We start from the raw sequence: 23422 nt of genomic DNA, 5'->3' as shown, positions 1-23422 counted from the left end.
ATCCGCGATGAACCAAAAAAGAGGCTAGGTATTAAACCTAGCCTCTTTTTGTTTGTGCGTATTTGGGGCTTGTAAGAAGCGTTTATCCGCTATTTATTTGAGTGCTATTTAGTAAAACGCATCACACCTTCTTGTACTGCTGTCGCTACCAGCTCACCTTTCTGGTTGAAGATCTCGCCGCGCACTAGGCCGCGAGTGTTCGCTGCCGTTGGGCTTTCAATCGCATAAAGCAGCCATTCGTCCATTTTGAATGGGCGGTGGAACCAGATTGAGTGGTCAATCGTCGCCACTTGAAAATTTGGCGTCATGATAGAGACTTCATGTGGGTGAAGCGCCGTCACTAAGAATCCCCAATCCGATGCGTAGGCAAGCAGGTATTGGTGGATCAAGTGGTTGTCTGGCATCGCGCCATTCGCTCTTACCCAAAGGTATTGTTTCGCTTCCGTCTTCTTAGGTTTCAGTGGGTTTACCACCGTCACCGGACGCATCTCAATCGGCTTTTCGCCACAGAAGGTTTTGCGCAGTTTCTCTGGTAAGAATTCCGCAATGTGGCTCGCTAATTCAGTTTCTGAGGCAAAGTTCTCTGGTCCCGGAATATCAGGCATTGAAATCTGGTGCTCAAACCCTGGCGCATCGCCATGATAAGAAGCAGTGAGATAGAAAATAGGGCGGCCATTTTGAATCGCTTTTACACGGCGTGTGCTAAAGCTGCGTCCATCTCGTAGGTTCTCAACATCGTAAATGATTGGCTTTTCAGGATCGCCGGGAAACAGAAAATAACTGTGGAACGAGTGAACACTACGGTCGTCTTGAACGGTATAACGAGCAGCAGAAAGCGCTTGTCCCAATACCTGACCGCCGTATACCTGTGGTAGGCCTAGGTTCTCACTTTGCCCACGGAATAAACCTTCTTCCAGTTTTTCTAGCTGAAGTAAACTTAGTAATTCTTGTAAAGGTTGACTCATCGCCAGCATTCCTCTTCGTAAAATGGGTGTCAGATTATGGTGTTAATCATTTAGCTTAGTCAGATATCTGTCAATAAATCATAGGGTTTCAAGACAGAATATGAAAGCTCTCTTATAATTGGTGAGTAGATTTGCCGAGTCCGGCAAACATGTTGAGAGAAATTGAATATGAAAAAGGCTCTAATTCTTATTACGTCTTTAGTATCGTTTGGCCTACTTGTTGGTTGCCAAGCAACATCAGAAACGAGCGCTTCTCAAGAAGTGGTTGCAGAGAACACTCAAGTGATTTCAGGAACAGTAAGCTACCGTGAAAGAATTGCATTGCCAGAGAATGCAGTGGTTACCGTTACGCTAGAAGATATCTCACTGGCTGATGCACCATCGACGGTTATCGCAACTCAAGAGTTCACCACAGACGGTAAGCAAGTACCGTTCGCATTCGAGCTGAGCTACGACAACGACAAAATTAAAGCTAACCACCGTTACAACATGCGCGCATCGATTCATGTTGACGGTAAACTGCGTTTCATAACGGACACGATTAAGTCAGTAATTACTGATGTAGAAAATACACAGCAAGCAGACCTACGTTTGGTTGGTGTTCGTTAATCAGAAATCGATGCCACTGTTAAGGCATCTTGATTGGCTTAACTTAGCCAGTTGAATTGACGATTAGTGGCAGCTCTAGGGCTGCCATTTGTATATTCTGAGTTTAACTTTTCCTGCATCACTCACCTCAACCCCTTCTTTAACCAAATGCTGCTTTTGTCTGTCGAACGAATCAGCCTTTAAAGATATTTCACCCTTGCTGTTTATCACTCGATACCAAGGCAGTTTGCTACCTTCTGGCAGGTTACCCAGCGCTTTACCAACATGGCGCGCATAGCCCGGAAATCCTGAAAAACGTGCTATGTCTCCATAAGTTGTTACTTTCCCATATGGAATTTGGTGAATCACAGCAAAGATTTGGCTTAAAAATTGGTCCATACTAAATGTTCCTAGTTCATAAATACCAATCACAGTAAGTAAGTGTTCAAAAATAGCGCAGGGAAAAAGCTTGAGAGCAAGGCCGCTCTTTTTGATAAGAAGTTTTGATAAGTAGTCATTCTCCAATCAAAAAATCTAACGAGGTTATCGAGTTTTTTAACAAGCTAGGGTGACCAGTTAATTACTACGATTGGTATGGTACCACGGATCGGTAGAAGGAGAGGGCTATGGTATTTACAACGTTTCAGTTCTTGATCACCACATTATTAGCGGTTGTTTGCGCGAGAGCAATCAGTTTAAGTGAGGGAGATATCCCGGTGCTTGCAATGGTAATTCCTGCCTTATGGATTTTACCGCAGGGGGGCATAGCTGGATTAGCTTTGCTTGTTTCCATGACTACTTATGGTCTAACCCTTCCTTTGCAGCCCATCACGCTGTCTGTCAGTGCGTGGGTACTATTCCCTCTATTGATGGTGGTCTTCTCAAGACGCAGTAGTTTGTCGGTCGTGATTATTTCTGGCTTGATCGTGACTACGTTGCAGGTCGGAATCATGGTCACGCAATCAGCAGGCAAGCTTGAAGGCGTCCCGTGGGTTACCACACTTCAAACCTTATCAATCATCGTGATTTGGTGGGCGGCAAATCATCTTAAGCCTGCTAGCCGACACAGCTGGTGGTCATTAGGCTTAATACTTCCATTATGGATAGCCGATTTACCTTATGCCGCTTTGGTTGCCTTGTGTGTAACGGGCATCATGGCATCGATGGAAACGCTGACGCGCTTGAAAACCTTCCGCTGGAATAAACTATTATGTTGGACACTGCCAACGGTTGGTTTTGCGGCTTTGGTGATTACCCCAAGTATCGAAGTACCTAGTCCAGTTTTTGTAGTATGGTTGTGTCTATTAGGCACCGCGTGGATGACAGACTACATCATTCGCACAGAAGATAACGAAGATATCGATATCTAGTACTCCAGCAATCCAAACCTTCCAAATGCAGGTAAATGGTGAATTTACCTGCGATTTTCTAGTGGTTTGAATAAAGGATAAGCACTTAGACCGCAATTGTTCAAAAATAGGGTGGAAGGGCTTGCAATGGTTGCTGTGATGCTTAATAATCCAATCACTCTTTGAGGCAAGCCTCTTAGAAAACGAATCTATGGGGGCCTGGTCCTCCCGCAACAATAGCTCGTGAACTCGGTCAGGCCTGGAAGGGAGCAGCCGCAGCGAGTGACTTGTGTGCCGGGATGTGGCTGGGTTCCCACCCCTTATGATGTTTGCAAACTAACTTGTTGCAAGCATCACCTTAAAAAAGCCGCTCTTTATGAGCGGCTTTTTGCTATCTGCAGTTTGCCTTTTTCTTGTTCAAAAACGTTTCATCTTTCTCAATTCGCTGGCAACACAACCGCAGACGCTTCTTCGTCTGAATCTTCTTTGTCTTCTACTTGGTCAGTTACCCAATCAATTGTCTTTGTTAGATAAAGCTTGTTGGTTTCGGTATCGCACCAACTCTTGGATAATCCTCTTCGATTGAATTCACTGCCAATTGCTGCGAGTGTCTGGTTACTTGAGCGCCCGTAATACAAGGTGTCGCACAGTTGAAGGTTCGACATCGATTATGGGTATGTATTAACCGACGATGAGTTCATGCTTAGTGCTTTGGACTGATTATGCGTGCAACCCGTAAGGCTCAAGAAAAAGATCAATGCTAAGGCTTTCTTCATCATATCTCTGAACAGTTACTAATAATTGGCGGGGATTATGAGCATGATTAAGTCGTTAATTTGTCAATTCTTCGCTAACTGCTTAAAGACCACGATCTTGCTCGCAATTAGAGCACGTTATTGAGCCGTTTAATTCCTAGGTCAAAAAATGTATTAACCGCCAAATGCGCAATTTTGTACAAAAGCTGAAAGAGACTATAGAGTAGACTGATAAGTCGCTCGATAATCAACAGGCTTGGGAATTGTTATGGAGAACAAGAAACGCTCTAAAGAAAAGGCCGAATATAAGATAACCGAAGAGCTCGGCGGCCTTGAAATTCTTAATGCTGAATACGAAAAGCAGAACTTCTCGCGCCACAGCCACGAGGGCTACACGCTGGGAGTCATCGAGCAGGGCGCTCAGCGTTTCTATCGAACGGGCGGGCATCATATTGCGCCACAAAATGCGATTATTCTGGTCAATGCCGACGAAGTTCATAGCGGTCACTCTGCCACTGAAGGCGGTTGGGCGTATCGAGCCATGTATCCACTCCCAGAGCAACTTGCCAAGATCACTCAAGAGCTAAACCTACCCAATTACGGCGCGCCTTACTTCCCAAGAGCGGTTGTTGAAGATCCTGAACTCGCCAATCAATTGAGGCTGGTCTTTAACACGATCGATGAATCCGACAATCGCCTGTTAAGAGAGACCTTGATGTATGGGATGTTGGTTAAGCTGATTAGCCGACATGGAAAATCGCCGCTTAACCCTCAACTCGATGGTAAAACTCAGCGTCAGCTCGTTCTGGTTAAAGAGTTCTTAGATGATTTTCCACAAGCCGATGTTTCCCTAGACGAACTATCTAAGTTAGCGGCATTGAGCCCGTTTCACTTAGTGCGTTCTTTTCAAAAAGAGTTTGGTCTTCCGCCACATGCGTATCAAATCCAATCTCGGTTAAGGCTTTCGCGTAAGTTATTGAAACAAGGACATACCATTTCAGACACCGCGCAAGAGTCTGGCTTTCACGACCAAAGCCATTTTCATCGACACTTCAAAAAGGCCAATGGCTACACGCCGGGGCAATACATTAAAATGCTCTAAATCGGACACCTTAATTGGTTCGCGAAATCGAGCAAGTTTGTACAATCGAACCGACTCCACTCTTCTTACATTGAATAGCGAATGTAAAGAGAGAAAAGAATGATATGGATAGTGAAACAATGGATAGACGAACACAGTTATGGAAAGGCGTTTTAGCGGGAATGCCCTTGAGCATTGCGGTAATCCCTTGGGGAATTCTAGCTGGCTCATATGCGATAGATGCTGGATTGAATCAGCTTCAAGCGCAAGCGATGTCGGCTATTCTATTTGCTGGCTCTGCACAACTTGTCGCTGCAGGTATGTTTAAAGCGGGTATTGGTTTAGGCACCATGTTGTTGACTACCTTATTCATCACGTCTAGACACTTTCTGTATAGCGTATCGATGCGTGACAAAATCAGCCATCTTCCTGCGCGTTGGCGTCTATTACTCGGATTTTGGCTCACCGATGAGCTGTTCGCGATTTGTAGTGGGCAGTCTCAGAAAGAATTTAATCGCTGGTATGCTGCGGGTGTAGGCGGCGGTTTTTATCTCGTTTGGAATATTGCGAGCTTTGTTGGCATTGTCGCGGGAAGCCAAATTCCTTCACTCAATGAAATTGGGCTCGATTTCGCGGTCGCAGCAACCTTTATCGCCTTGGTGTTCCCATTAATCCGAACTCTACCCGTCGTAGTGTGTGTGGTGGTTTCATTGGTCACTTCGGTTGCGATGTCGGTTAACAATATTGAGGGCGGGCTAATGATTGCAGCGATTGCCGGTATGTTAGCGGGCTTTATCAGCGAATCGTTCCAAGAGCGAAACAACGGTAACAAGACAATTGTGGAGGGGAAATAGAGATGATTTGGTTAACGATATTCCTTATGACAGCGATTGTTTTTTTTAGTCGGTATCTGTTTCTAGAGCCAGCAATCCCGCTTCGATTAAATCAAACCACGCGTCGCCTGTTACGCTATTCAAGCCCAGCTGTGCTTACTGCAATTTGGGGGCCGATTGTATTTGCACCAGAGCAGACATTTTGGCCAAGCTTTGAAAACCCATACTTGATAGGCGCGCTGGTCACAGGTCTGTTGATTTGGAAAACAGGCAATGTGCTACTTACTATCGGCGTCAGCATGGCGGTGTTTTTGTTCTATAACCTCGTTGCGGTTGATTACCTTTTCTCGTGAGCTTCAACTTCAATGTCAACTTAGGCTTTGTGTTTCTCCTATTATTTAAGGGCTGTATAAATATGATTACTTGTTATGTTCGATATGTGATTGATCCTAAAAAGGTAAATGAGTTTGAGGCATACGCAAAAATGTGGATTCCTCTGGTCGCTAAATTCGGGGGCCAACACAATGGTTATTTTTTACCGTCGGAAGGGGCGAACAATATTGCCTTGGCGCTGTTTACCTTTGAAAGTTTGGCTGCCTATGAAGAGTATCGGATTAAATCGTTGAACGATGCTGAGTGTATTAAAGCGTTTGAATTTGCAGACGAAGTTGATTGCATCGTGAGTTATGAACGCAGCTTTTTTAGACCTGTTTTAGAGTGATAGACCTTGCAACGTATAGCTTGGTGGCATCTAATGTACTGATTCACTGTTTGTGTGTTTAGGGTTTGGTAAGGAGTTAGTTTGGCTAAGAAATATTATGTGGTTTGGAAAGGTCGTACACCGGGTATTTTTACCACTTGGAACGAGTGTAAATCCCAAGTCGATGGTTTCGCTGGTGCGAGATATAAATCGTTCCCAACACTAGGCGAGGCTGAGTCTGCTTTCGGTGGTAAAACGTCGTCTGCGTCAGGTTCTACAGCGACAAAGCCAAACTCTGCGGGTAAGGCGACGAAAGCTAAGGTGCCGCCTCTTTCGGAGCAGCAAATCACAGATATGCCTTTTGATATCAAGATCTTTACCGATGGTGCGTGTGAACCAAACCCTGGTGAAGCAGGGACGGGGTTAGCGGTATACCAAAACAACCAATTAACCGAATTGTGGTATGGCTTGTATCAACCTGTTGGTACCAATAATACCGCTGAGTTGCATGGCCTTAAACAGGCGTTTTTGCTCGCAAAAGAGAAGCTAAACGCGGGTCTGTCTGTAGCGATCTATTGTGACTCTAAGTATTCGATAGATTGTATTACTAAGTGGGCAACGGGTTGGGAGAAAAAGGGCTGGACTAAGTCGGGCGGCGAGATCAAAAACCTCGATATTATTAAGCCTGCATATGCGCTCTACCAAGAACTGGCTTCAAAAATTACCATCTACCATGTGAACGGACACGTTGGTATTGAAGGTAACGAACTGGCCGATAGAATGTCGATTGTGGCTATTTCATCGAAAGAGCAACAACTCGCTCAATATCGTGACATCGAAGATATTGAGTCTATTTTGGCACTGCGAGCAGGCTAGTTAGGCTTCTTAATGAAAAGCTACTGAAAGCATAAGTCGCGATCATTGGGCAGTGCTAAGTTGAGAGTTACATTTCAAATTGATGTAGCGCTCTTTTGTTTTTGTGGTGCTCCGTTTTCTTATGGAGCTGGGTTCTCTATCCAACGAGATAATTGCTGAGCTTGTTTGATCGAATTAAAACTGTCTTTCACTCTCTCACGTGCCTTTAAACCCATCGATGCTTTATCGTTGCTGCTTAGCTGCGCGAAACGCTCAATCGCTTCTCTTAATTCTTCCACGTTTTTTTCGCTAACCACAAAGCCTGTCTCTGGTGAGACGATCTCTTTGCATCCCATGATGTTGGTGGTAATGACTGGTGTTCCCACAGCCATCGCTTCTTTTAAAACCAGAGGCCCTGTATCCACACATCCGGTTTCGGAAAAACAGAAGGGCGCGATTAGGCTGTCATAGTTCGATAGTTTTTCTTTTACCCATTCGTGAGGTTTCGCTCCAAGAAAGGTCACGTTTCGAGCAAGTCCTTTTTCTTTGACCTGCAATTTTAACTGTTGCTCTAAATCGCCAGTACCGATGATATCGAGATGAATGTCGAGAGGTTCGGCAATCGGCGCCAATGCATCAATAAGATGGTGGATGCCTTTTTGCTCCACTAATCGGCCAAGGAAAACAAAGCGAAGTTGTTTCGTTTCGGTTTTTGGGTTGAGTTGGAATTGTTTAGTATTCACTCCGCAGTGCAGGAGCTTAATGTTTCCTTTCGCCATGGTATTGAAGTCAGCGAGCATGTCTTTACACACTGCAACCACAAAATCACTCGATGAGATTTTATGTTCAATGTCATAAGCGAACTCGTAAACATCATGACCATGAGCAACGAACGAACAGGTGATATTCAGCAGCTTTGCCGCGACGATGGCGTGAGCTGTGGTGTGCTGACAGAAATGCGCATGTACGTGTTCGACGTCGTTTTCCGCGAGTTGCAGCGCTAATTTAAACCCATAAGCGAACAGTGACTTTTTCGGCATGCTGGTTTGCTTAGAAATAAATGAGACAGCCTTGATGAAACCTATCCAGTTAATGCTGGCGACTTTACCCTTCCGAACATTTTTACCTATTTCGACAATGTCGTAGTCGAACTGTTTTTCACTGTTTTCAATTTTGAACGTCATTACACAAACATCGTGCCCACACGCTTTCACAGAGTCGACTTCTGTTTGAATGAAGGTCTCACTGAGTACTGGGTAGGTTGGCGCCACAAATGCTACTTTCTTCATTCCTTACTCCTCAAATCCATATGACTAAAGCTATCAAGCCAAGGTAATAACCAATAAAGCAAGATACGAACCAAGATCGAATCGTAGCTTTGGAGGGCTTTCTGATTGCTTTTCGAAGGTTACCCCTTAAGAGGTAGCTCGTTTTCTCAAATTGATAATCAAATTGGAGTTGCAGTTTTTTTGAACATCTGTGTTTGGTCGTCATTTTGAGAATGGACGCGTAGGTGGCTGATCTAGATGTGATTTCATAGCAAGACACTCTCGGCATAGAACATGCAACGTCAGCCATATAACGTATAAATCTGAGGGCGTCATTATGGCTAAAGTAAGTGTTGTTATTCCTACCTACAATTGTTTGGATTACCTGCCGAAAGCGATTGGCAGTGTACTAAAGCAGACTCATCAAGATGTTGAGCTGATTGTCATTGACGATAACAGTAACGATGGAACGTCGACGTATCTTGCTTCTATAGACGATGAACGCATTATTACGTTGTCCACATTGGGTGTTGGTGCGCCTCAAGCGAGAAACCTAGGGATTGAAAAGGCGACCGGTGAATACATCGCTTTTTTAGACGCAGACGATTTCTGGTTTCCTGAAAAAATTGAGCGCCAACTCGAATTTCATCAACGTTACCCTGATCTCGCGATGAGCTTTACTAACTACGAGCATCTTACTGAAGATTACCAAGTAATAGTCGACTGCTTTAGTTACTGGTCGCAGTTTCAAGATCAAGATGAGCTGTTCATCAATATCGAGAACCCGTTGGAGTTCATCATAGAAAATAACGTGATTGGAACATCAACGGTCATGGTGAAAGCGGATGTGTTTTCTCAAACAGACAGTTTCAATGCTGACATCAAGTATGGGGAAGATTGGGAACTGTGGCTTCGAATGAGTGAAAACCATCAGATCGGTGTGTTGAACTCGGTGCAGGTTGGCTACTTGATGAGAGCGAGCTCTGTTACCCAAACTGAAAGTCTTAAATTGAGAAATTTGCAGTCTATAGAGACTATTCTTCAACATTACCAAAATGACAGTCAACGATGGAATCTACCCGCTTCTAGCTTCAAAATCGCAAAGGCGAGAATACTGGAAGGTTATGCTGACTATTATCGAGGTTTACAACAGAATAGACAGGCTATTGCCTACAGTTTCCGTTCTTTGGTCATGTCACCTCAAAAACGCACATTGCGACACCTAATTGGAGACTGTAAAAGTTTCCTAATGCCTGCATTGTAAGGAATAGGTGTCTGCTATGGGGTCACTAAAACAGTCTGCCTATTACGCCATTGGCATCGTGATGATGAAAGGGATCTCGCTCGTGATGATCCCCTATATCACCCATAAGATGACGTTGGTTGAATACGGTTCTTTAGAAGCCATTGTCTTATTGGCTGACATCGGGACGATCCTATTTAGCTTTGGGATTGTTGAGGCAATGTACCGGTATGTGGGCGTCGCTGAGGGTGAAGAAAAGAGAAAGCTTGTCTCGAACTGTTTCACGTTGAGTGTCTTGGTCTGTGTGCTAGGTGGGGCTTTAATTGCTCTTAGTATGCCGTTGTTGTTACTGATGTTGCCCGTCGAGTTTCAACCTTATCAAATCCTACTTTTGCTAATACCGACCATGTTAGATGGTGCGATTTCTATCCCGCTAACATTGATGCGAATGAATGCGATGGCTAAGCGCTTTTGTATGCTCAATGTAATGAAGGCGAGTGTGCAAGCTGCTATGACGTTTGCATTGCTTGAAGCAGGTTATGGCATTGATGGTGTACTAATATCTGCCGCTGTTTCGAGTGTGTTGTTGATGCTGTGTTTACTGCGTTATCAATGGCAGGAGATGGGCTCATTTGGCAGCCTCAAGTACTCCGCTAAGATCCTAAAATTTGGATTGCCTACTTTAGTTGGTGGTGCTTCTATTTACATGATTACAGGCCTAGACCGTTGGGTGATGGCAAGCTTTGTTGGTGTTGAAGAACTTGCAATCTATGCGGTCAGTGGCAAGTTTGCATTGCTGCTTGGCTTGCTACTGCAGCCTTATGCTCTGTGGTGGTTTCCAAATCGGGTGGCCATGCTGCAACAACCTGATGGTAAGAAAGAGTGTGCGGACAGAGCGCTAGTCGGCGTTAATCTGGCCATTGTGTTGGGTTGTTTGATGATCCTTACTGTACCCGGTTTTATTACTTTGATTTTGCCCAGCAGTTATCAATATGCGGGTACCATCGTCGTGGCACTCTTGGCCATCGGCGTGATTAAGAATGCAGGGGATTACCTTAACCTTGGTTGTTTTAGCGGTGACTCAAGTCAATCTCAAATGTGGATTCAAGGTGGATGTGCGGTCTTGGCGGCCATTGGTTATTTCACAGTGACGCCTATTTATGGCGTGTGGGGTGTTGTCGCGGTTCTTTGTGCAACTTATGTTGTGCGGCTCATGCTTCTGTATGTTGTAAGCCAAGCGATGGAACAATTACCTTATGAACACAGCAAGTGGGTAACCGCAGTTAGCATCGCATTAGTAGCGATAGCGAGTGATCAACTTCTGGGATTGGTGTTGGTTGATGTCCATGACTTTATTCTTGGATCGGCTGTTGGTGTAATAGCGCTGGTGGCCTTTGTTAAATACTCAGTGATCGTTGTCCCGCAAGCTCTGCTCGACAAGTTGATGCTGGGTAAGCAGTCTCACGCAAATTAAAATAAAACACTGTTCATAATGTGTGAGATTCGATAGTATTTATAAATTCAATGAATGCCATCAATGGAAAGATACATGAACAAGTGGATTGTGCTCTCAGCTCTATTCTCAACCTTATCGTACGCTTCGTCTGAATTGTCTAACCACGACGTACTCACTCAGCACTTTGACGTTCCTGAAGCTATCTCCTTAGAAAATCAAAACAGGGTATGTAATAGCCTTGTTTGTAGTTCGGTGTCTGCGCCAAAATCTGTTCCTGCTGTTGGCGACTTCCCAGAGCGAGAATCAAACCCAACGATAGATACAATTGCGAGCGCTATCTATTTCGTCGGTGAGATTGGTGTCGCCGAAAATCTAGCGACACCCGAGTACGAACAGTTTTTTGAGAACTGATTGAAAATTTACTGTATAGATTTGGTGCTTATTTTTTATGCAGTTACAAAAGATATGAAATGCTGTTATAAACGATAAGACCTTGTTTAAGGATTTTATAATCACGGCATTTGGCAATTAGGAAGCACCAATGGAAATCTGGAAGTTACTGCTGTTTATCCCCGCTTGTTTTGCGCTCAACATGACTCCGGGCCCAAACAATTTGTTATCAATGAACAACGCCCGTTGTTACGGATTTCAGGCCGCCTTTGTCGCAGGCCTAGGAAGAATCCTCGCTTTTTCTGGCATGATTGCTTTGGCTGCATCTGGCTTAGCGGTTGTGCTTTATACTTCTGAAACGCTGTTTTTCCTGATCAAACTATTTGGCGCGATGTATCTGTTGTGGATCGCGTTCAACCTATGGCGCTCACACGCCAGTCCGGTCGTGGATATCGAACGAAATAAGAATTGGTTTGGTCTGTTTAAACAAGAATTTGCACTCGCTGCTGGCAATCCAAAAGCGATACTCATTTTCACTGCATTCCTTCCTCAATTTGTCGATGTTTCAGCGAACGTAAATACTCAATTCTTTGTTTTAGGTAGCACCTTTCTAGTGTTAGAAATGCTCGCGATATCGATCTACGCGGCATTTGGCTTATACCTCAGAAACTGGTTCTCTAAGCCACAAATGGCAAAACGTTTCAACAAAGCGTGCTCGGTTTTTCTTGCGTTATCTGGCGCAAATTTGTTGGTTATTCGACAGTAAAACATAAGTAACCTAATCTACTCCTCAGGCGTTAGTTAAGTGGCATCTTCGTTAAGGTAGTTCGTAAGCCTTTAGGCTGTTGATATATTGTTAATAGCACCTTTGAGTTTGCATGTTTAAACTTGAGGTTCGGTTTAAATGAGGTCTATCTATGAATGTTGTTTGTGCGGAAAAACAAGAACTGGCTGATATCTACCAGCTTGAACATGCTTTGTTTGGCGCTCACGCCTATCCGCTGTTTTTCTTTCGTCAGGCCTTTGATTGCTGGGGAAAAGGTTTATTGGTTGCTAAGCAAGACTCAAAGATTGCTGGCTATGCCTTAACGACAACCACAGACAAGCAGAATGAGTTTTGGGTCCTATCATTGGCTGTAGACCAGAATTATCGTGGCATGGGAGTTGGCCGGAAACTGATGCAACAGGCGGTTGAGCAGTTGCCTCGAGATGCTAGGCTTTTGCTCACTGTAGACCCAAATAACACATCGGCTCGTGCGCTTTATGCATCGATGGGGTTCGTTACCATCAAGCAAGAAGACAACTACTTTGGTGATGATGAGCCGAGGTTAGTGATGAAGCTCATCATCTAGATTGTTGCTAACGGTTTTTAACAAAGGCGCTTAACTAAATCAAAGGCTCACACTTCAAAGACAATCTCGTAGCTCTAGGTTAGCATCACGATACCGTGCATTAACACGACACTAGAGGTCAGCCGAGTCCTCATATCAAAGTAGCCATCAGGACCTTGGCTCTGGTTCTCTTCTCTCATCGTCCTTTCAGCTCGCCAAACCGCAATATAACCAAAGATGAGAATCAGAGTTGTCACTAGCTCTTTTTGTTCGCCAAGCAATACTGCCAGCCAAGCGATGAGCACAATCGCGTTGCTTATTAGCAGTGCTTTGTTACTTGATTGGCTTTCAAAGTTTTCGATGCCATTTGCCCACAAGATCCCTGAAAGAAAACTCAAAATTGCCACGCTGTAGGTGATGAACAGCGTTTCACCGCTTATCCCCATAAATTGGCTGTCGGTGAGCGAAAGGAGAAGACCGAATAAAAACGGAATTAACCCCATGTACCCCAGTTTGGCCATGGTGTTACGGGTTTGAGTTGTTGCCATGTAATCCGCCTTCATAACTGCTGCTCAATCGCGTTTTTGAGCGTGGCACTCACTGGAGATGTGGAGCTAGGGAAGGTGGCGACGACTTTACCTTCTTTACTGATCAAGAATTTGTAAAAGTTCCATTTAGGCGTTACGCCCGCTTGCTGTTGTATCTCTGTAAACACGGGGTTGGCGTTGCTACCAGACAGTGAAGCTCGTGCCATCATTGGGAAGGTCACGCCATAGTCTAGGTAACAAACCTTTGCCGTCTTCTCTTCGCTTCCCTTGTCTTGGCGAAAATCATTACTTGGGAAACCGATAACCGTGAAGCCTTGGTCTTTGTAGGTTTGATGAAGTTGCTCGAGTTGCTCAAACTGCGGAGTGAAGCCACATTGGCTCGCTGTATTTACCACCAATAGAGTTTTGCCTTGAAACTCATCGCACAAGGCGATTTCTTCGGTTGAGTTTAACAAGCGCTGTTTGCCATTAAGTATTTCGGGACAGATCGCTGCAAAGGCGATGGAACTCGTGAGGCTTGTAATCAGTGCGGTTGAGCAAAGTAGTGAACATTTCATAGGGTTGGCTCATTTTAGTTGGCGTAATGGTTATTACTCTTGAGCACGATGAAATGATCACTTTGCGTATTATTTACTGTCTCATTAACTCGCGCTTTTAGTTGTGCTTTTGCTCTCTGAGATAAGATATGGAGCGACCAAGCGACTGATATTCACTTTTGCACCAAGGCGAGCCGCTAATAGATACATGCCACCAATTTTTCGGTGCAGGAACAGCGCATCGGCGGGCGGCGTATGCCAATACTCTTGTTCCATGCTCAAAATGGTGCCTGCTTCACGAAGCCTTTGTGCCAATCCACTGGCTTTGAAGTCGTACTCTTCGTCAACTAACATCGGCTCACAGGCCAACTTCACTAGATTTAGAATCGCTTGGCGTTGTTCGGGAAGAATTGTCTCGCTAAAGAATCCTATTTGCTCTAAAGCTCGGTTGAGCACTTGCTCATCGTTGTTAATGACAGAGGAAAAGGCCAAGCGATAACCCTCGCTGAAGCGGTCACTGTACTCACGGGTTGCTCCGAAATCTAATAAGCCAATTTGTCGGGTGTTTTCAACATAAAGGTAGTTGGCGAAATTGGGATCGGTTTGCACCATCTTAAAATCGAACAACTCTCTGAACAGAAGCTCCAGTAAGCTGTGCATTACAAAGTCACGTGTGCTTTGGTCGTAACTTTCGATTTGCTCTATCGAGACGCCTTCGATGAAGTCCATGGCGAGCACCGATTCTGAAGAGACTTGCGGATGAATCTTAGGTACGACGAAGTGAGAGTATTCTTTCAATGCATCATGGTAACGAGTTGCGTAATCAGCTTCGCGAGCATAGTCTGCTTCATCGTGGAGCTGTTTCTTTGCCTCTTCTAACAAGCCTTTGTAGTCGACCGACTTTGGTATCAAGCCAACAATATTGAGCAGCGTGCCCACGTTATCTACATCACTGTCGATACTTTTTCTAATGCCGGGGTATTGGACTTTGACTGCGAGTTTGTCCCCAGCATCACTATAGGCTTGGTGAACTTGTCCGATAGATGCACTGGCGATCGGTTTAAAATTGAAGGACAGGAATTCGGTTTTCCAATGGTTCCCGAGCGCGCTTTCTAACACTTGATTGAGCTGTTTTGTTGGCAGTGGATCGGCATCGGAGCGCAGGCGAGAGAGAATGTCGGCTAACTCTGGTTCTAAGACATCACCCGCATCCATTGATAGCATCTGTCCTAACTTCATAGCCGCACCGCGCAGGTGTGCGAGTTGATCGGTCAGGCGAGCAATGTTTTGTGGCGTTAGCAGTAAGTCTTTTGCTTTGGGCCTGTTGCCTTGTGCTATTTGCTTGGTGCCTTCCGTCAGCACATTACCCGCGACCCTTGTTGCCAGCGAGGCGAACTTACTGAATCTTGAAATACGATGGGTAGGTAGATTTCTTTCTTTTGCCGACATAAAGGTTCTCACTTAGTTATCAAGACTCACTACAAAGTTCTATAAATCATTACCCAACCGAATGTTTTGTTGTGGTAACGTTGCTCGCGAAACAGTAAACAGAATTAAAAGGACAAAGCATGAAATTTATTTGGTTGAAAGTGGCCGTTACGGTATTGGTGTTCGCAGCCCTATTTGGCATCGTTTACTACAAAGTCGCCAGCGGCATGTCTTAACTCAACACTATTTTGTGCAGCTGTTACCGTTGCAACGTGATTTTCCGGTTAGCCAAAACGAAATCTTATATCGATTTTTGGCAAACCGTAGATAACACCAATCTGCCATTGGCTTAAAAATCGCCCAACGTAACGGGGCATACAGCCAACCCTTTCCTACTAGCTTCCACGCTTGGTAAGTCACGTCTAAACCGAGCAGCAGCTTTCCGTTTTCGTCCAGTGCATGCAAGATTGTATTGGCTGCCTCGGCATCTATTTGCGGGTAGTTTGAAAACGCTTCACTGTAGATATCGACGGTCTGGATCTGATCTTTGGAATCAGACTTAGTCAGTGCTGCCATCTCTTTTGCACAAAGTGGACAGGTTCCATCGTAAAATATCGTTAATGCAGTCATTGTTTTCCTTACTATTTTCGTCAATTCTCATTGATACGACATCACCATTTAGGTGGATCATTCTGCCCAGTTATCCGACACTGTTATTGTGACAACCAATTTACAGTATCATCTCGAGGTAACATCCGTTCCATGCATTTAAAAAATAAGAGCCTATCTCCAATGACAACAAAGTTAATGAACCGTTTGATTATAGCTGTGACAGCCCTGATGCTCAGTGGTTGTGTTAGCTACAGTATTACCGAGCAAGAAATGACGAAGTACCTTGAAGACTCAGTGATGCTAGAACAAGAGGTTGGTGTACAAAGTGTGATGTACGCACAAGTGGCTGTGGATGATCTAGAAGTGCAAATTGGTCGAGCCGATGCACAACGCGTGTCCGTGTTGGCGAATACCAATGCAAAAGTTCAAGTGTTCAATATGCCTAATATGGGGTTGGATTTAGACTTAGAGTTCAGCGCGATTCCCGAATACGACAAGGAGAGTGGCGAGGTATATCTAAAGTCGCTGCGACTAGAGCGCTTTGAAGAAAAAGGCAAACAGCTTTCGCCTGAAATAGAGACACTACTCAAACCAGCTGTATCGATGATAGGTTTTGCTTTGTCCCAGTCTCCGGTTTACAAACTCGACAGCAACAAGGTTCAAGAGTCGTTGATTAAGTCATCGGAACCCAATCTAGTGATTAAAGACAATAAATTGGTTATCGAATTGTTTGATTAACCCTCAGTGCATTAGTTTTGACTAAGCTCTCACCCATAATGGCTGCCTACTAGGTAGCCATTTTTGTTTGAGCTCAGTCGGTCATGATTGTTTTTAGTCGGTTTACTCACCTTGTCTATCAGTCTCATTTATTGAATTCGCTGGGTATCTCACCTTTACTTTACTCTTGTGAGCAAGCCATCGCTTCAGTCATCAAATGATAAAAAAGATAAAGGTGAACGAACTATGAAGAATCCAGTGATAGCGGATACCAAGCCAATCAAAGTGGAGCTAACTGAAGGGGAAGAGTATTACTTCTGTACCTGTGGTAAATCGAAAAACCAACCGTTTTGTGACGGTTCTCATGCCGGTACGGGGTTCAAACCGAAAAGCTTTGTCGCCGAAGAGAGCGGAGACGCCTACCTTTGTCGCTGTAAGTATTCCAACAACCTTCCTTTCTGCGATGGCACTCATAAACAGTTCACAGCGGAACAAGTTGGGCAAGAAGGCCCGGAGGTTCACATTCAAGCGGCTGCGCCAGATTTGTCGCCAGCTGCGAGCGCAACCAAAGAAGAACCTACCGTCGAGTTTATTCATCAACTGGCGCGTGATGGTTTATCCAAGGTTGGACATCATGGGCCAATGACCTCCATGGGCGTTCCAAGACATCTATTGCCTCACTGGGACGATATTCAAGTGATGGTCGCGCAAATGGCCACCAAGCCTTTGCTGGAGAATGTGCCCGTTGGAACTGAACTGATTATTGGCCCCAAAGCGAAGAAGCCACTCAAATTGGACATCTCTTTGTTTGTGTCTGATATGAGTTTTGGCTCGCTATCTGAAGAAGCAAAAGTCTCATTGGCGAAAGGTGCCGAACTCGCAGGGACGGGTATCTGCTCCGGTGAGGGCGGTATGTTACCCGAAGAGCAAGCGGCGAACTCTCGCTACTTTTATGAATTAGCCAGTGCTCAGTTTGGTTACGATGAAGCTAAGCTCAAAAACGTTCAAGCCTTCCACTTTAAAGGCGGGCAGGGTGCCAAAACCGGAACGGGCGGGCACTTACCGGGCGCGAAGAACATAGGCAAGATCGCGGAGGTGCGTGGCATTGAAGCGGGCACGGCAGCGATTTCTCCACCCACCTTTGTCGACCTTAACACGGTCGAGGATTTTAAAAAGTTCGCCGACCGTGTTCGAGAGGTGACAGGCGGTATCCCGATTGGCTTTAAGTTAAGTGCCAATCACATCGAAGAAGACATTCAGTTCGCGCTTGATGCCAGTGCCGATTACATCATCTTAGATGGGCGTGGTGGCGGTACAGGGGCGGCGCCAGAAATGTTCCGTGACCATATCAGTGTTCCCACTATTCCAGCACTCGCTCGCGCTAGAGCGTATCTCGATAAACAAGGGGTCAGTGACAGAGTCACATTGATCATCACGGGCGGCTTGCGCGTGCCGATGGATTTCGTAAAAGCGATGGCGCTTGGTGCTGATGGTGTCGCTATCTCAAACAGTGCCATGCAGTCGATAGGTTGTGTGGCGGCGAGAATGTGTAACACCAATAATTGCCCTGCTGGTATTGCAACTCAAAAAGCCGATTTACGTCAGCGTTTGAATGTCGAGAAAGCATCGAACCAGCTTAAGAACTTCTTTGAAGCCTCGACAGAATTAATGCAAGTGATGGCGAGGGCATGTGGGCATGATCATTTGAATCAATTTAACCCTCATGATTTGGCAACATGGAATCGCGAAATGGCCGAGCTATCCGGTGTCGCTTACTCTGGTGTCTGTCCATTAAATCACTTTAAGTAAATAATACTTCGATAAAGCACACTCAATGTATTTTGGGTGTGCTGACTTTTTCCTGTGTAATGCCAACCTATGTTAAACCTTTCATAATCAACTGCTTTATAAGTGTTTTTAAACTATTTCCTATATTTTGAAAATATCGCTTTACCTCAAGTTAACTTGAGGTTTTATCATCATCCCCAATCTAAAAACACAATCTATCACCTTGTCGCCTAGTGCAGGTTTTGATGTTATCAAACAGACGTTACGAATCTTCAGTTATGAATTTTGAGCTCCGTAATTGAAGTCATGAGTGCAAAAAGGTGAGAAAAATGAACAAGGATCAACAATGAAAGTATTAGCGATTGGCGCGACCAACAGTACAACATCAATTAATCAACAACTTGCAGCGTACACCGCAGGTTTAGTCGAAGGCGCGCAAGTCGAGGTGCTCGACCTTAATGATTTCGAGATGCCAATTTACAGCGAGAAAAGAGAGCAAGATTCAGGTGTTCATCAACACGCTCAACGCTTTTTTAGCAAGATTGGCGAAGCAGATGCTGTGGTCATCTCTTTTGCAGAGTATAACGGCTCATACACCGCAGCCTTTAAGAATGTGTTTGATTGGACATCACGAATCGACATGAAAGTGTACCAAGGCAAACCTGTTGTGATGCTCTCCACATCACCAGGCCCAGGCGGCGCAAACTCTGTGTTGTCGTCTGCGGTAAATTCGGCACCTTACTTTGATGCAGATGTGAAGGGGTCGATGTCGGTGCCAAGTTTCTACGACAACTTTAATGTAGAAACGGGTGAGATCATTAATGCCGAAATGGCCGAGAGCCTGAAATCGATCATGAGTCAGATTTAGAGAGCGAGAACACCACTATAAAACAAAGCAGCCATGTTCACGATTGCTTTTCATTGCGCCCGTTGTCAAAGTTTAAGGACATTAATTGGTTAAGGTAACAATAGGTCGCTACTCTAAAGTTAAAGTAAGCTTTAAATATTTATGATCTCAAGGATAGTGTCGTAATGAGAAACATCGTATACCTCACCATAGGCCAGTTGGCTGAGCGCAGTGGCGTGGCTCCTTCGGCGTTACGTTTTTACGAAACCAAGGGGTTGATTGCTTCGATTCGTACTAACGGAAATCAGCGCCGTTATCAGTCGGCGATGTTGAGACGAATTGCGTTGATCCAAGTCGCGCAGTCGATAGGCTTCACGCTGGAAGAGATCACCGAAGAATTATCGACACTGCCGATGAACCATACCGCGACTAAGCGAGATTGGGAGCGCGTTGCTAAGAAGTGGCAGGGGCAACTCGACAGTAAAATGGCGCAGATTAAATCGCTACAAGAGAACTTAACCGGCTGTATCGGTTGCGGATGCTTGAGTATGCAAAAGTGCAACTTGCTAAATCCTGATGATATCTTGCATGACCAAGGGCAGGGCGCACAACGAATTGTTGAACAGACTAACTGAGTTCCCGAAAGGCATGGAACAGCGAACTAAGTTTCAGGTGTTTGCTCAATGGGTTAAGCAACAGTTGTGACCGAATAGCGTGCCTAGACAAACACGAATTATAGGTCTAGTTTAGATGGTTCTTTCAATAAAAGAAGAGGTTAGTTATGTTCAGCCATGTTTTTCTCGGTACCGATGATATTGAACGCGCGAAGGCTTTTTATGACCCAATCATGAAAGTGCTTGGTTATAGCGAAGGCTCTGTTGATCCCAAAGGGCGCTGTGTTTACGTTAGCCAAACGGGTGTGTTGGGCTTAACGAAGCCGATTGATGGTCAGCCTGCGACTCACGGCAACGGTATGACGGTGGGTTTTCTTGCGTCTTCTCCTGAAGTTGTAGATGAGTGGCATCGAGTTGGCGTCGAAAATGGCGGTACCAGCATTGAAAATGGCCCCGGAGCGAGAGGTTCTGACGAGCGTCGCTTGTACATGGCTTATTTGCGAGATCCTGATGGAAACAAGATTTGTGCAACGCACTTTATGCCGTAGTTTACGTTATGCCATCGTTCATTTTATGCCACAGTGGCGTATACTTAGATCATATTGATGGTTCGGAGTTGGCTAAGTTGCGGCTCTGGACTTGCTAGCTTCCCGATAACTCAAAATTTTGCAAAGGACTGGCTAGATGAAACCGAACGAACTGTTTTATGAAAGTTTTGAGCGCTGCCGGATTGACCAAGAATTTCTCGAAACGTTTTTGGCTGATTTTTGCGAGCATAACCCAAGGTTTTCAGAACGTTTTGAAAATATAGGGTTAGAGCAACAAACCAAGATGCTTAAAGCCTCGATCATTCTTATCTATAACTCTGCTGGTCTACCAAGCGTGCGTAACTCAGTAAAGAAATTGGGTAAAAGGCATAAAGACCTAGGGCTGGATATTTCCGAGATTGAGCTCAACGAGTGGTTCAATTCGTTACTCAATACAGTTAAAAAATATGACCCTCACTACGATGAAAGCGTCGAACAAGCTTGGACAGAAACTCTCGAGGCCGGCTTAACTATCATGAAGAAAGAGTGCGTAGTTCCAAACACTGTGAATAACTAGGTCGTTGGTGGGTAGTTTTGCTTGTTCGTTAGTTAAAACCGGCATTAACTCTTGAAAGATTGACATTGTCAGGTAAGCCGAACGATATCAGGCTTACCTCTTATTGTTTGACTAGAAATGAGCAGCCCAACCAATCAGGAACCCTTGCGATGCGGTATCGTATTCAAAGGTGCCCTTGTTCTCGTAATCAACCCAAGTTGATTTGTAGGCAACATTTAAGTCAGACCAACTGTTTATCTGGTATCGCACGCCAGTTAAGAGAGATGAGGTAAAGTTGGTGTCACTACCAAGCCCTGCATCAATGGTTGCGTGAAACTTCCAATCCTTATTGATCTGCGTTATCCATCTCACACCTATTTGGTACTGTCCATCACGCGGTCACGTTTGGACGCACCTGTCACCTGAATACGAAGCGATGCTCGGTCAAAACGGTTGGGGACTCCAAGAAGTGGTCATGAAAGATCTTGATGATCACGTCGGTGAGATGATGGCGAAGATGGAAGAACTCGGTATTGCTGACAACACCATCATCATTTTCACTGCCGATAACGGCCCAGAGATCATGACTTGGCCAGATGGCGGTATGACACCTTATCACGGTGAGAAAGGCACAACTTGGGAAGGTGGCGTAAGAGCCCCTGCATTGGTTAGCTGGCCGGGTAAAATCCCAGCGGGTACTGTAGGCAATGGCATCTTTGATGGTATGGATTGGTTACCCACTCTTGTCGCTGCGGCTGGTGGTCCAACGGATCTAAAAGAAAAACTGCTGAAAGGTCACGATGGCTTTAAAGCGCACCTTGATGGTTACAACCAAGTGGATATGCTGACCGAGAAAGGCGAGTCAAACCGTAAAGAGATCTACTACTACGAACGAGACAAGCTGCAAGCGGTTCGTGTTGGTGATTGGAAGGCGCATTTCATCGTGCAAAACCACGGTTGGAGTGGCCCTAAAGAAGAGCTAAACGCACCATTGCTGTTTAACTTACGTCGTGACCCATACGAGCGAGCGGCGGAAGAGTCGGGCATGTACCTAAAATGGATGGGACAAAAAATGTGGGCATTTGGCCCGGCACAAGCGGCTGTCCAACAACATCTAGCAACCTTCCAAGAGTGGCCTCCAGTGACGCCTGACTCTCCGGCAGAGAAGACCGGTGGTGTAGGTAACTAGTTAAATATCATAAAAAATCCCGCTCACACTGAGCGGGATTTTTGTTTGAAAGCGTCTTAACGTTGGTTCTGTTTTAGCGTCGTGTTTCGTTCAATGAACTTCACTGGCACCATCAGCTTAACCAAGCTTGTGTCTTGCTCTTGAATCTGGCTAACGACAATTTTCACTGATTCACGTGCAAGGCGTCTGAAATCTTGCTTGAAGGTAGTGAGTTGGTAATTCAACCATTGAGTCTGTGGGATATCGTCAAAACCAATCACTTGAAGATCTTCTGGAATACGCAGGTTAAATTCTAAGCGCGCCACATCCATTACTGCCATCGCGAGGTTATCTGTCGCACAGAAAATCGCTTGAGGATGTGTGGCTTCTGAAAACAGAGTCCGAATGGTATCTAGAGCATCAAGGTAGTCATAGTCAGCTTCAATAACACGAGCTTGCTTGCCTGTTAGATCTTCGAATTCTGAGCAAAAGCCCGATTCACGCTCGCCGTTGGTGTAGGTTGGCACGTTACCTGTCAGGTAAACCGCTGACTTTGTTCCTACGCTATGTAAATGTTGAGCGGCGACTTGGCCTGCGGCGTAGTTGTCACTTATTACATGGCTACTCTTAGTCCCCTCAACTACACGAGCATACTGAACAATGGGGATGTTGAACTCTTCACACTCTTCATAAAGCGACTTATTAAAGGTCGCCGAAGCAGCAATTACGCCATCAACTCGGTATTGGAAGATATTAGGAATCGAGTGGTTGTCGTTTCCATCCACTTGCCAAGGAATCAATACCGCAGAGTAACCCTGCTTTTGTAGCTCAGTAGAGATAAGCTGCAGAGTTTTCATGTGGATAGGGTAGTCGGCATCTGGGAAAACTAAGCCAATCAATTTGGACTCATTTGTCGTCAGACTGCGGGCAAAGGCATTGGGACGATAGTTCAACGATTTTGCTGCATCGAACACTTTTTGCTTGGTCTTTTCAGACACTGAACTGCCCGGGACAAATACACGAGATACAGTTGATTGAGAAACGCCAGCAAGTTTAGCGACATCTTTAGAGGTGACGGTTGGCTTTGACGCCGTGGAGTGTTTTGGAGAGCTCATAGACCATACTTTTGAACCAAATTGATTGTGCATAGAGTAACATAATTAGGTACGTACTCAAAAATACAATATGCCATGATTGGATGAAAAATAAGGGTTAATAGAGAGTGTTGAATATTATTCTGGGTATGACCCAAAAAAGCTCTGCGTAA

The 23422-nt window shown here is 45.1% G+C and carries 27 protein-coding genes, 1 other RNA gene and 2 pseudogenes; 20 read left to right on the top strand and 10 right to left on the bottom strand.

Annotated features, from left to right (window positions below; genetic code table 11):
• Positions 1–104: 104 nt before the first annotated feature.
• Complete coding sequence (gene tesB / locus AB4249_RS09425; protein ID WP_029235187.1) at positions 105–965, bottom strand: acyl-CoA thioesterase II; 861 nt, start codon at positions 963–965, stop codon at positions 105–107.
• 168 nt (positions 966–1133) lie between these two features.
• On the opposite strand from tesB, the gene AB4249_RS09420 reads away from it, so the two are divergent.
• Positions 1134–1574 (top strand): YbaY family lipoprotein, encoded by a 441-nt coding sequence (locus tag AB4249_RS09420; protein ID WP_017058951.1) that lies wholly within the window; start codon positions 1134–1136, stop codon positions 1572–1574.
• A gap of 75 nt (positions 1575–1649) precedes the next feature.
• Here AB4249_RS09420 and AB4249_RS09415 read toward each other — a convergent pair whose 3' ends face one another.
• On the bottom strand, positions 1650–1952 hold the full coding sequence (locus tag AB4249_RS09415; protein WP_017058952.1) for an MGMT family protein: 303 nt from the start codon (positions 1950–1952) through the stop codon (positions 1650–1652).
• Positions 1953–2179: 227 nt separating this feature from the next.
• Between AB4249_RS09415 and AB4249_RS09410 the strand changes: the two genes are divergently transcribed.
• A complete protein-coding gene (locus AB4249_RS09410; RefSeq protein WP_017064066.1) occupies positions 2180–2923 on the top strand; it encodes a hypothetical protein in 744 nt (247 codons plus the stop codon).
• A 196-nt stretch (positions 2924–3119) separates the two neighbouring features.
• Positions 3120–3216: signal recognition particle sRNA small type (gene ffs / locus AB4249_RS09405), an RNA gene on the top strand.
• 123 nt (positions 3217–3339) lie between these two features.
• On the opposite strand, the gene AB4249_RS09400 is transcribed toward ffs, so the two are convergent.
• Complete coding sequence (locus AB4249_RS09400) at positions 3340–3567, bottom strand: hypothetical protein (RefSeq protein ID WP_372102895.1); 228 nt, start codon at positions 3565–3567, stop codon at positions 3340–3342.
• Positions 3568–3925: 358 nt separating this feature from the next.
• Between AB4249_RS09400 and AB4249_RS09395 the strand changes: the two genes are divergently transcribed.
• From AB4249_RS09395 to AB4249_RS09375, 5 genes are all read left to right on the top strand, one after another.
• Positions 3926–4759 (top strand): AraC family transcriptional regulator, encoded by an 834-nt coding sequence (locus tag AB4249_RS09395; protein WP_372102893.1) that lies wholly within the window; start codon positions 3926–3928, stop codon positions 4757–4759.
• Between the two features lie 104 nt (positions 4760–4863).
• Positions 4864–5592 (top strand): AzlC family ABC transporter permease, encoded by a 729-nt coding sequence (locus AB4249_RS09390; protein WP_102556266.1) that lies wholly within the window; start codon positions 4864–4866, stop codon positions 5590–5592.
• Positions 5593–5594: 2 nt separating this feature from the next.
• Positions 5595–5924 (top strand): AzlD domain-containing protein, encoded by a 330-nt coding sequence (locus AB4249_RS09385; RefSeq protein WP_017080376.1) that lies wholly within the window; start codon positions 5595–5597, stop codon positions 5922–5924.
• A gap of 62 nt (positions 5925–5986) precedes the next feature.
• Complete coding sequence (locus AB4249_RS09380) at positions 5987–6292, top strand: NIPSNAP family protein (protein ID WP_017070270.1); 306 nt, start codon at positions 5987–5989, stop codon at positions 6290–6292.
• 81 nt (positions 6293–6373) lie between these two features.
• The gene (locus AB4249_RS09375) at positions 6374–7147 is read left to right on the top strand and encodes a viroplasmin family protein (protein ID WP_372102891.1); all 774 of its coding nucleotides are present in this window, start codon (positions 6374–6376) and stop codon (positions 7145–7147) included.
• A 119-nt stretch (positions 7148–7266) separates the two neighbouring features.
• Here AB4249_RS09375 and AB4249_RS09370 read toward each other — a convergent pair whose 3' ends face one another.
• A complete protein-coding gene (locus AB4249_RS09370; protein ID WP_372102889.1) occupies positions 7267–8415 on the bottom strand; it encodes a glycosyltransferase family 4 protein in 1149 nt (382 codons plus the stop codon).
• 316 nt (positions 8416–8731) lie between these two features.
• Between AB4249_RS09370 and AB4249_RS09365 the strand changes: the two genes are divergently transcribed.
• The 5 genes from AB4249_RS09365 (at position 8732) to AB4249_RS09345 (ending at position 12835) form a co-directional block, all read left to right on the top strand.
• Positions 8732–9658 (top strand): glycosyltransferase family 2 protein, encoded by a 927-nt coding sequence (locus tag AB4249_RS09365; protein ID WP_372102887.1) that lies wholly within the window; start codon positions 8732–8734, stop codon positions 9656–9658.
• Positions 9659–9674: 16 nt separating this feature from the next.
• Positions 9675–11111: a lipopolysaccharide biosynthesis protein gene (locus tag AB4249_RS09360; protein WP_372102885.1), complete on the top strand. Its 1437-nt coding sequence runs from the start codon at positions 9675–9677 to the stop codon at positions 11109–11111.
• Between the two features lie 75 nt (positions 11112–11186).
• Positions 11187–11504: a hypothetical protein gene (locus AB4249_RS09355; RefSeq protein ID WP_017070274.1), complete on the top strand. Its 318-nt coding sequence runs from the start codon at positions 11187–11189 to the stop codon at positions 11502–11504.
• A gap of 130 nt (positions 11505–11634) precedes the next feature.
• Complete coding sequence (locus AB4249_RS09350) at positions 11635–12249, top strand: LysE family translocator (protein ID WP_102320553.1); 615 nt, start codon at positions 11635–11637, stop codon at positions 12247–12249.
• 151 nt (positions 12250–12400) lie between these two features.
• Positions 12401–12835, top strand: coding sequence for an N-acetyltransferase (locus AB4249_RS09345; RefSeq protein WP_017062214.1), 435 nt, complete (start codon positions 12401–12403; stop codon positions 12833–12835).
• 74 nt (positions 12836–12909) lie between these two features.
• On the opposite strand, the gene AB4249_RS09340 is transcribed toward AB4249_RS09345, so the two are convergent.
• From AB4249_RS09340 to AB4249_RS09325, 4 genes are all read right to left on the bottom strand, one after another.
• Positions 12910–13377, bottom strand: a complete 468-nt coding sequence (locus AB4249_RS09340; RefSeq protein ID WP_017062213.1) for a DUF3429 domain-containing protein — start codon at positions 13375–13377, stop codon at positions 12910–12912.
• Complete coding sequence (locus AB4249_RS09335) at positions 13374–13919, bottom strand: glutathione peroxidase (protein ID WP_102332996.1); 546 nt, start codon at positions 13917–13919, stop codon at positions 13374–13376. Before AB4249_RS09335 ends, AB4249_RS09340 begins: the two co-directional genes overlap by 4 nt.
• Before the next feature lie 84 nt (positions 13920–14003).
• Positions 14004–15347 (bottom strand): ABC1 kinase family protein, encoded by a 1344-nt coding sequence (locus AB4249_RS09330; RefSeq protein WP_372102883.1) that lies wholly within the window; start codon positions 15345–15347, stop codon positions 14004–14006.
• Between the two features lie 222 nt (positions 15348–15569).
• Entirely contained in the window at positions 15570–15956 is a 387-nt protein-coding gene (locus AB4249_RS09325) for a thiol-disulfide oxidoreductase DCC family protein (RefSeq protein ID WP_017062190.1), read from the bottom strand.
• Between the two features lie 162 nt (positions 15957–16118).
• Here AB4249_RS09325 and AB4249_RS09320 point away from each other — a divergent pair, with 162 nt between their 5' ends.
• From AB4249_RS09320 to AB4249_RS09295, 6 genes are all read left to right on the top strand, one after another.
• Positions 16119–16676 (top strand): DUF1439 domain-containing protein, encoded by a 558-nt coding sequence (locus AB4249_RS09320; RefSeq protein ID WP_017065247.1) that lies wholly within the window; start codon positions 16119–16121, stop codon positions 16674–16676.
• 225 nt (positions 16677–16901) lie between these two features.
• The gene (locus AB4249_RS09315) at positions 16902–18464 is read left to right on the top strand and encodes a glutamate synthase-related protein (protein ID WP_102429120.1); all 1563 of its coding nucleotides are present in this window, start codon (positions 16902–16904) and stop codon (positions 18462–18464) included.
• A gap of 325 nt (positions 18465–18789) precedes the next feature.
• On the top strand, positions 18790–19311 hold the full coding sequence (locus AB4249_RS09310) for an NADPH-dependent FMN reductase (protein ID WP_017062187.1): 522 nt from the start codon (positions 18790–18792) through the stop codon (positions 19309–19311).
• Positions 19312–19475: 164 nt separating this feature from the next.
• Positions 19476–19925, top strand: coding sequence for a redox-sensitive transcriptional activator SoxR (gene soxR / locus AB4249_RS09305; protein WP_017062186.1), 450 nt, complete (start codon positions 19476–19478; stop codon positions 19923–19925).
• A gap of 146 nt (positions 19926–20071) precedes the next feature.
• Positions 20072–20452, top strand: coding sequence for a VOC family protein (locus tag AB4249_RS09300; protein ID WP_017062185.1), 381 nt, complete (start codon positions 20072–20074; stop codon positions 20450–20452).
• A gap of 136 nt (positions 20453–20588) precedes the next feature.
• Positions 20589–21008: a globin gene (locus AB4249_RS09295; RefSeq protein ID WP_017071826.1), complete on the top strand. Its 420-nt coding sequence runs from the start codon at positions 20589–20591 to the stop codon at positions 21006–21008.
• A gap of 111 nt (positions 21009–21119) precedes the next feature.
• Here AB4249_RS09295 and AB4249_RS09290 read toward each other — a convergent pair.
• Positions 21120–21371 (bottom strand): annotated as a pseudogene (locus tag AB4249_RS09290) (DUF481 domain-containing protein); the annotation flags it as partial.
• Here AB4249_RS09290 and AB4249_RS09285 point away from each other — a divergent pair.
• Positions 21367–22176, top strand: a pseudogene (locus AB4249_RS09285) (sulfatase-like hydrolase/transferase); the annotation flags it as partial. The pseudogenes AB4249_RS09290 and AB4249_RS09285 overlap by 5 nt on opposite strands.
• 56 nt (positions 22177–22232) lie before the next feature.
• Here the strand turns inward: AB4249_RS09285 and AB4249_RS09280 are convergent.
• Positions 22233–23270: a LacI family DNA-binding transcriptional regulator gene (locus AB4249_RS09280; RefSeq protein WP_372102881.1), complete on the bottom strand. Its 1038-nt coding sequence runs from the start codon at positions 23268–23270 to the stop codon at positions 22233–22235.
• Positions 23271–23422: the final 152 nt, after the last annotated feature.

Origin of the sequence: Vibrio sp. 10N.261.55.F4 (assembly GCF_041470465.1) — a bacterium.
Taxonomy (GTDB): Bacteria; Pseudomonadota; Gammaproteobacteria; order Enterobacterales; family Vibrionaceae; genus Vibrio; species Vibrio crassostreae_C.
The sequence above is the reverse complement of the archived record's forward strand: the minus strand, read 5'-3'. Positions and strand labels throughout refer to the sequence as shown.

Coding starts and splice junctions, on each gene's coding strand:
- AB4249_RS09420 (WP_017058951.1), top strand. CDS start 1,134: ATGAAAAAGGCTCTAATTCTTATTACGTCTTTAGTATCGTTTGGCCTA.
- AB4249_RS09310 (WP_017062187.1), top strand. CDS start 18,790: ATGAAAGTATTAGCGATTGGCGCGACCAACAGTACAACATCAATTAAT.
- AB4249_RS09295 (WP_017071826.1), top strand. CDS start 20,589: ATGAAACCGAACGAACTGTTTTATGAAAGTTTTGAGCGCTGCCGGATT.
- AB4249_RS09345 (WP_017062214.1), top strand. CDS start 12,401: ATGAATGTTGTTTGTGCGGAAAAACAAGAACTGGCTGATATCTACCAG.
- AB4249_RS09385 (WP_017080376.1), top strand. CDS start 5,595: ATGATTTGGTTAACGATATTCCTTATGACAGCGATTGTTTTTTTTAGT.
- AB4249_RS09315 (WP_102429120.1), top strand. CDS start 16,902: ATGAAGAATCCAGTGATAGCGGATACCAAGCCAATCAAAGTGGAGCTA.
- AB4249_RS09350 (WP_102320553.1), top strand. CDS start 11,635: ATGGAAATCTGGAAGTTACTGCTGTTTATCCCCGCTTGTTTTGCGCTC.
- AB4249_RS09380 (WP_017070270.1), top strand. CDS start 5,987: ATGATTACTTGTTATGTTCGATATGTGATTGATCCTAAAAAGGTAAAT.
- AB4249_RS09370 (WP_372102889.1), bottom strand. CDS start 8,415: ATGAAGAAAGTAGCATTTGTGGCGCCAACCTACCCAGTACTCAGTGAG.
- AB4249_RS09390 (WP_102556266.1), top strand. CDS start 4,864: ATGGATAGTGAAACAATGGATAGACGAACACAGTTATGGAAAGGCGTT.
- AB4249_RS09360 (WP_372102885.1), top strand. CDS start 9,675: ATGGGGTCACTAAAACAGTCTGCCTATTACGCCATTGGCATCGTGATG.
- AB4249_RS09365 (WP_372102887.1), top strand. CDS start 8,732: ATGGCTAAAGTAAGTGTTGTTATTCCTACCTACAATTGTTTGGATTAC.
- AB4249_RS09415 (WP_017058952.1), bottom strand. CDS start 1,952: ATGGACCAATTTTTAAGCCAAATCTTTGCTGTGATTCACCAAATTCCA.
- tesB (WP_029235187.1), bottom strand. CDS start 965: ATGAGTCAACCTTTACAAGAATTACTAAGTTTACTTCAGCTAGAAAAA.
- AB4249_RS09300 (WP_017062185.1), top strand. CDS start 20,072: ATGTTCAGCCATGTTTTTCTCGGTACCGATGATATTGAACGCGCGAAG.
- soxR (WP_017062186.1), top strand. CDS start 19,476: ATGAGAAACATCGTATACCTCACCATAGGCCAGTTGGCTGAGCGCAGT.
- AB4249_RS09335 (WP_102332996.1), bottom strand. CDS start 13,919: ATGAAATGTTCACTACTTTGCTCAACCGCACTGATTACAAGCCTCACG.
- AB4249_RS09280 (WP_372102881.1), bottom strand. CDS start 23,270: ATGAGCTCTCCAAAACACTCCACGGCGTCAAAGCCAACCGTCACCTCT.
- AB4249_RS09325 (WP_017062190.1), bottom strand. CDS start 15,956: ATGACTGCATTAACGATATTTTACGATGGAACCTGTCCACTTTGTGCA.
- AB4249_RS09320 (WP_017065247.1), top strand. CDS start 16,119: ATGACAACAAAGTTAATGAACCGTTTGATTATAGCTGTGACAGCCCTG.
- AB4249_RS09410 (WP_017064066.1), top strand. CDS start 2,180: ATGGTATTTACAACGTTTCAGTTCTTGATCACCACATTATTAGCGGTT.
- AB4249_RS09395 (WP_372102893.1), top strand. CDS start 3,926: ATGGAGAACAAGAAACGCTCTAAAGAAAAGGCCGAATATAAGATAACC.
- AB4249_RS09330 (WP_372102883.1), bottom strand. CDS start 15,347: ATGTCGGCAAAAGAAAGAAATCTACCTACCCATCGTATTTCAAGATTC.
- AB4249_RS09400 (WP_372102895.1), bottom strand. CDS start 3,567: ATGTCGAACCTTCAACTGTGCGACACCTTGTATTACGGGCGCTCAAGT.
- AB4249_RS09355 (WP_017070274.1), top strand. CDS start 11,187: ATGAACAAGTGGATTGTGCTCTCAGCTCTATTCTCAACCTTATCGTAC.
- AB4249_RS09340 (WP_017062213.1), bottom strand. CDS start 13,377: ATGAAGGCGGATTACATGGCAACAACTCAAACCCGTAACACCATGGCC.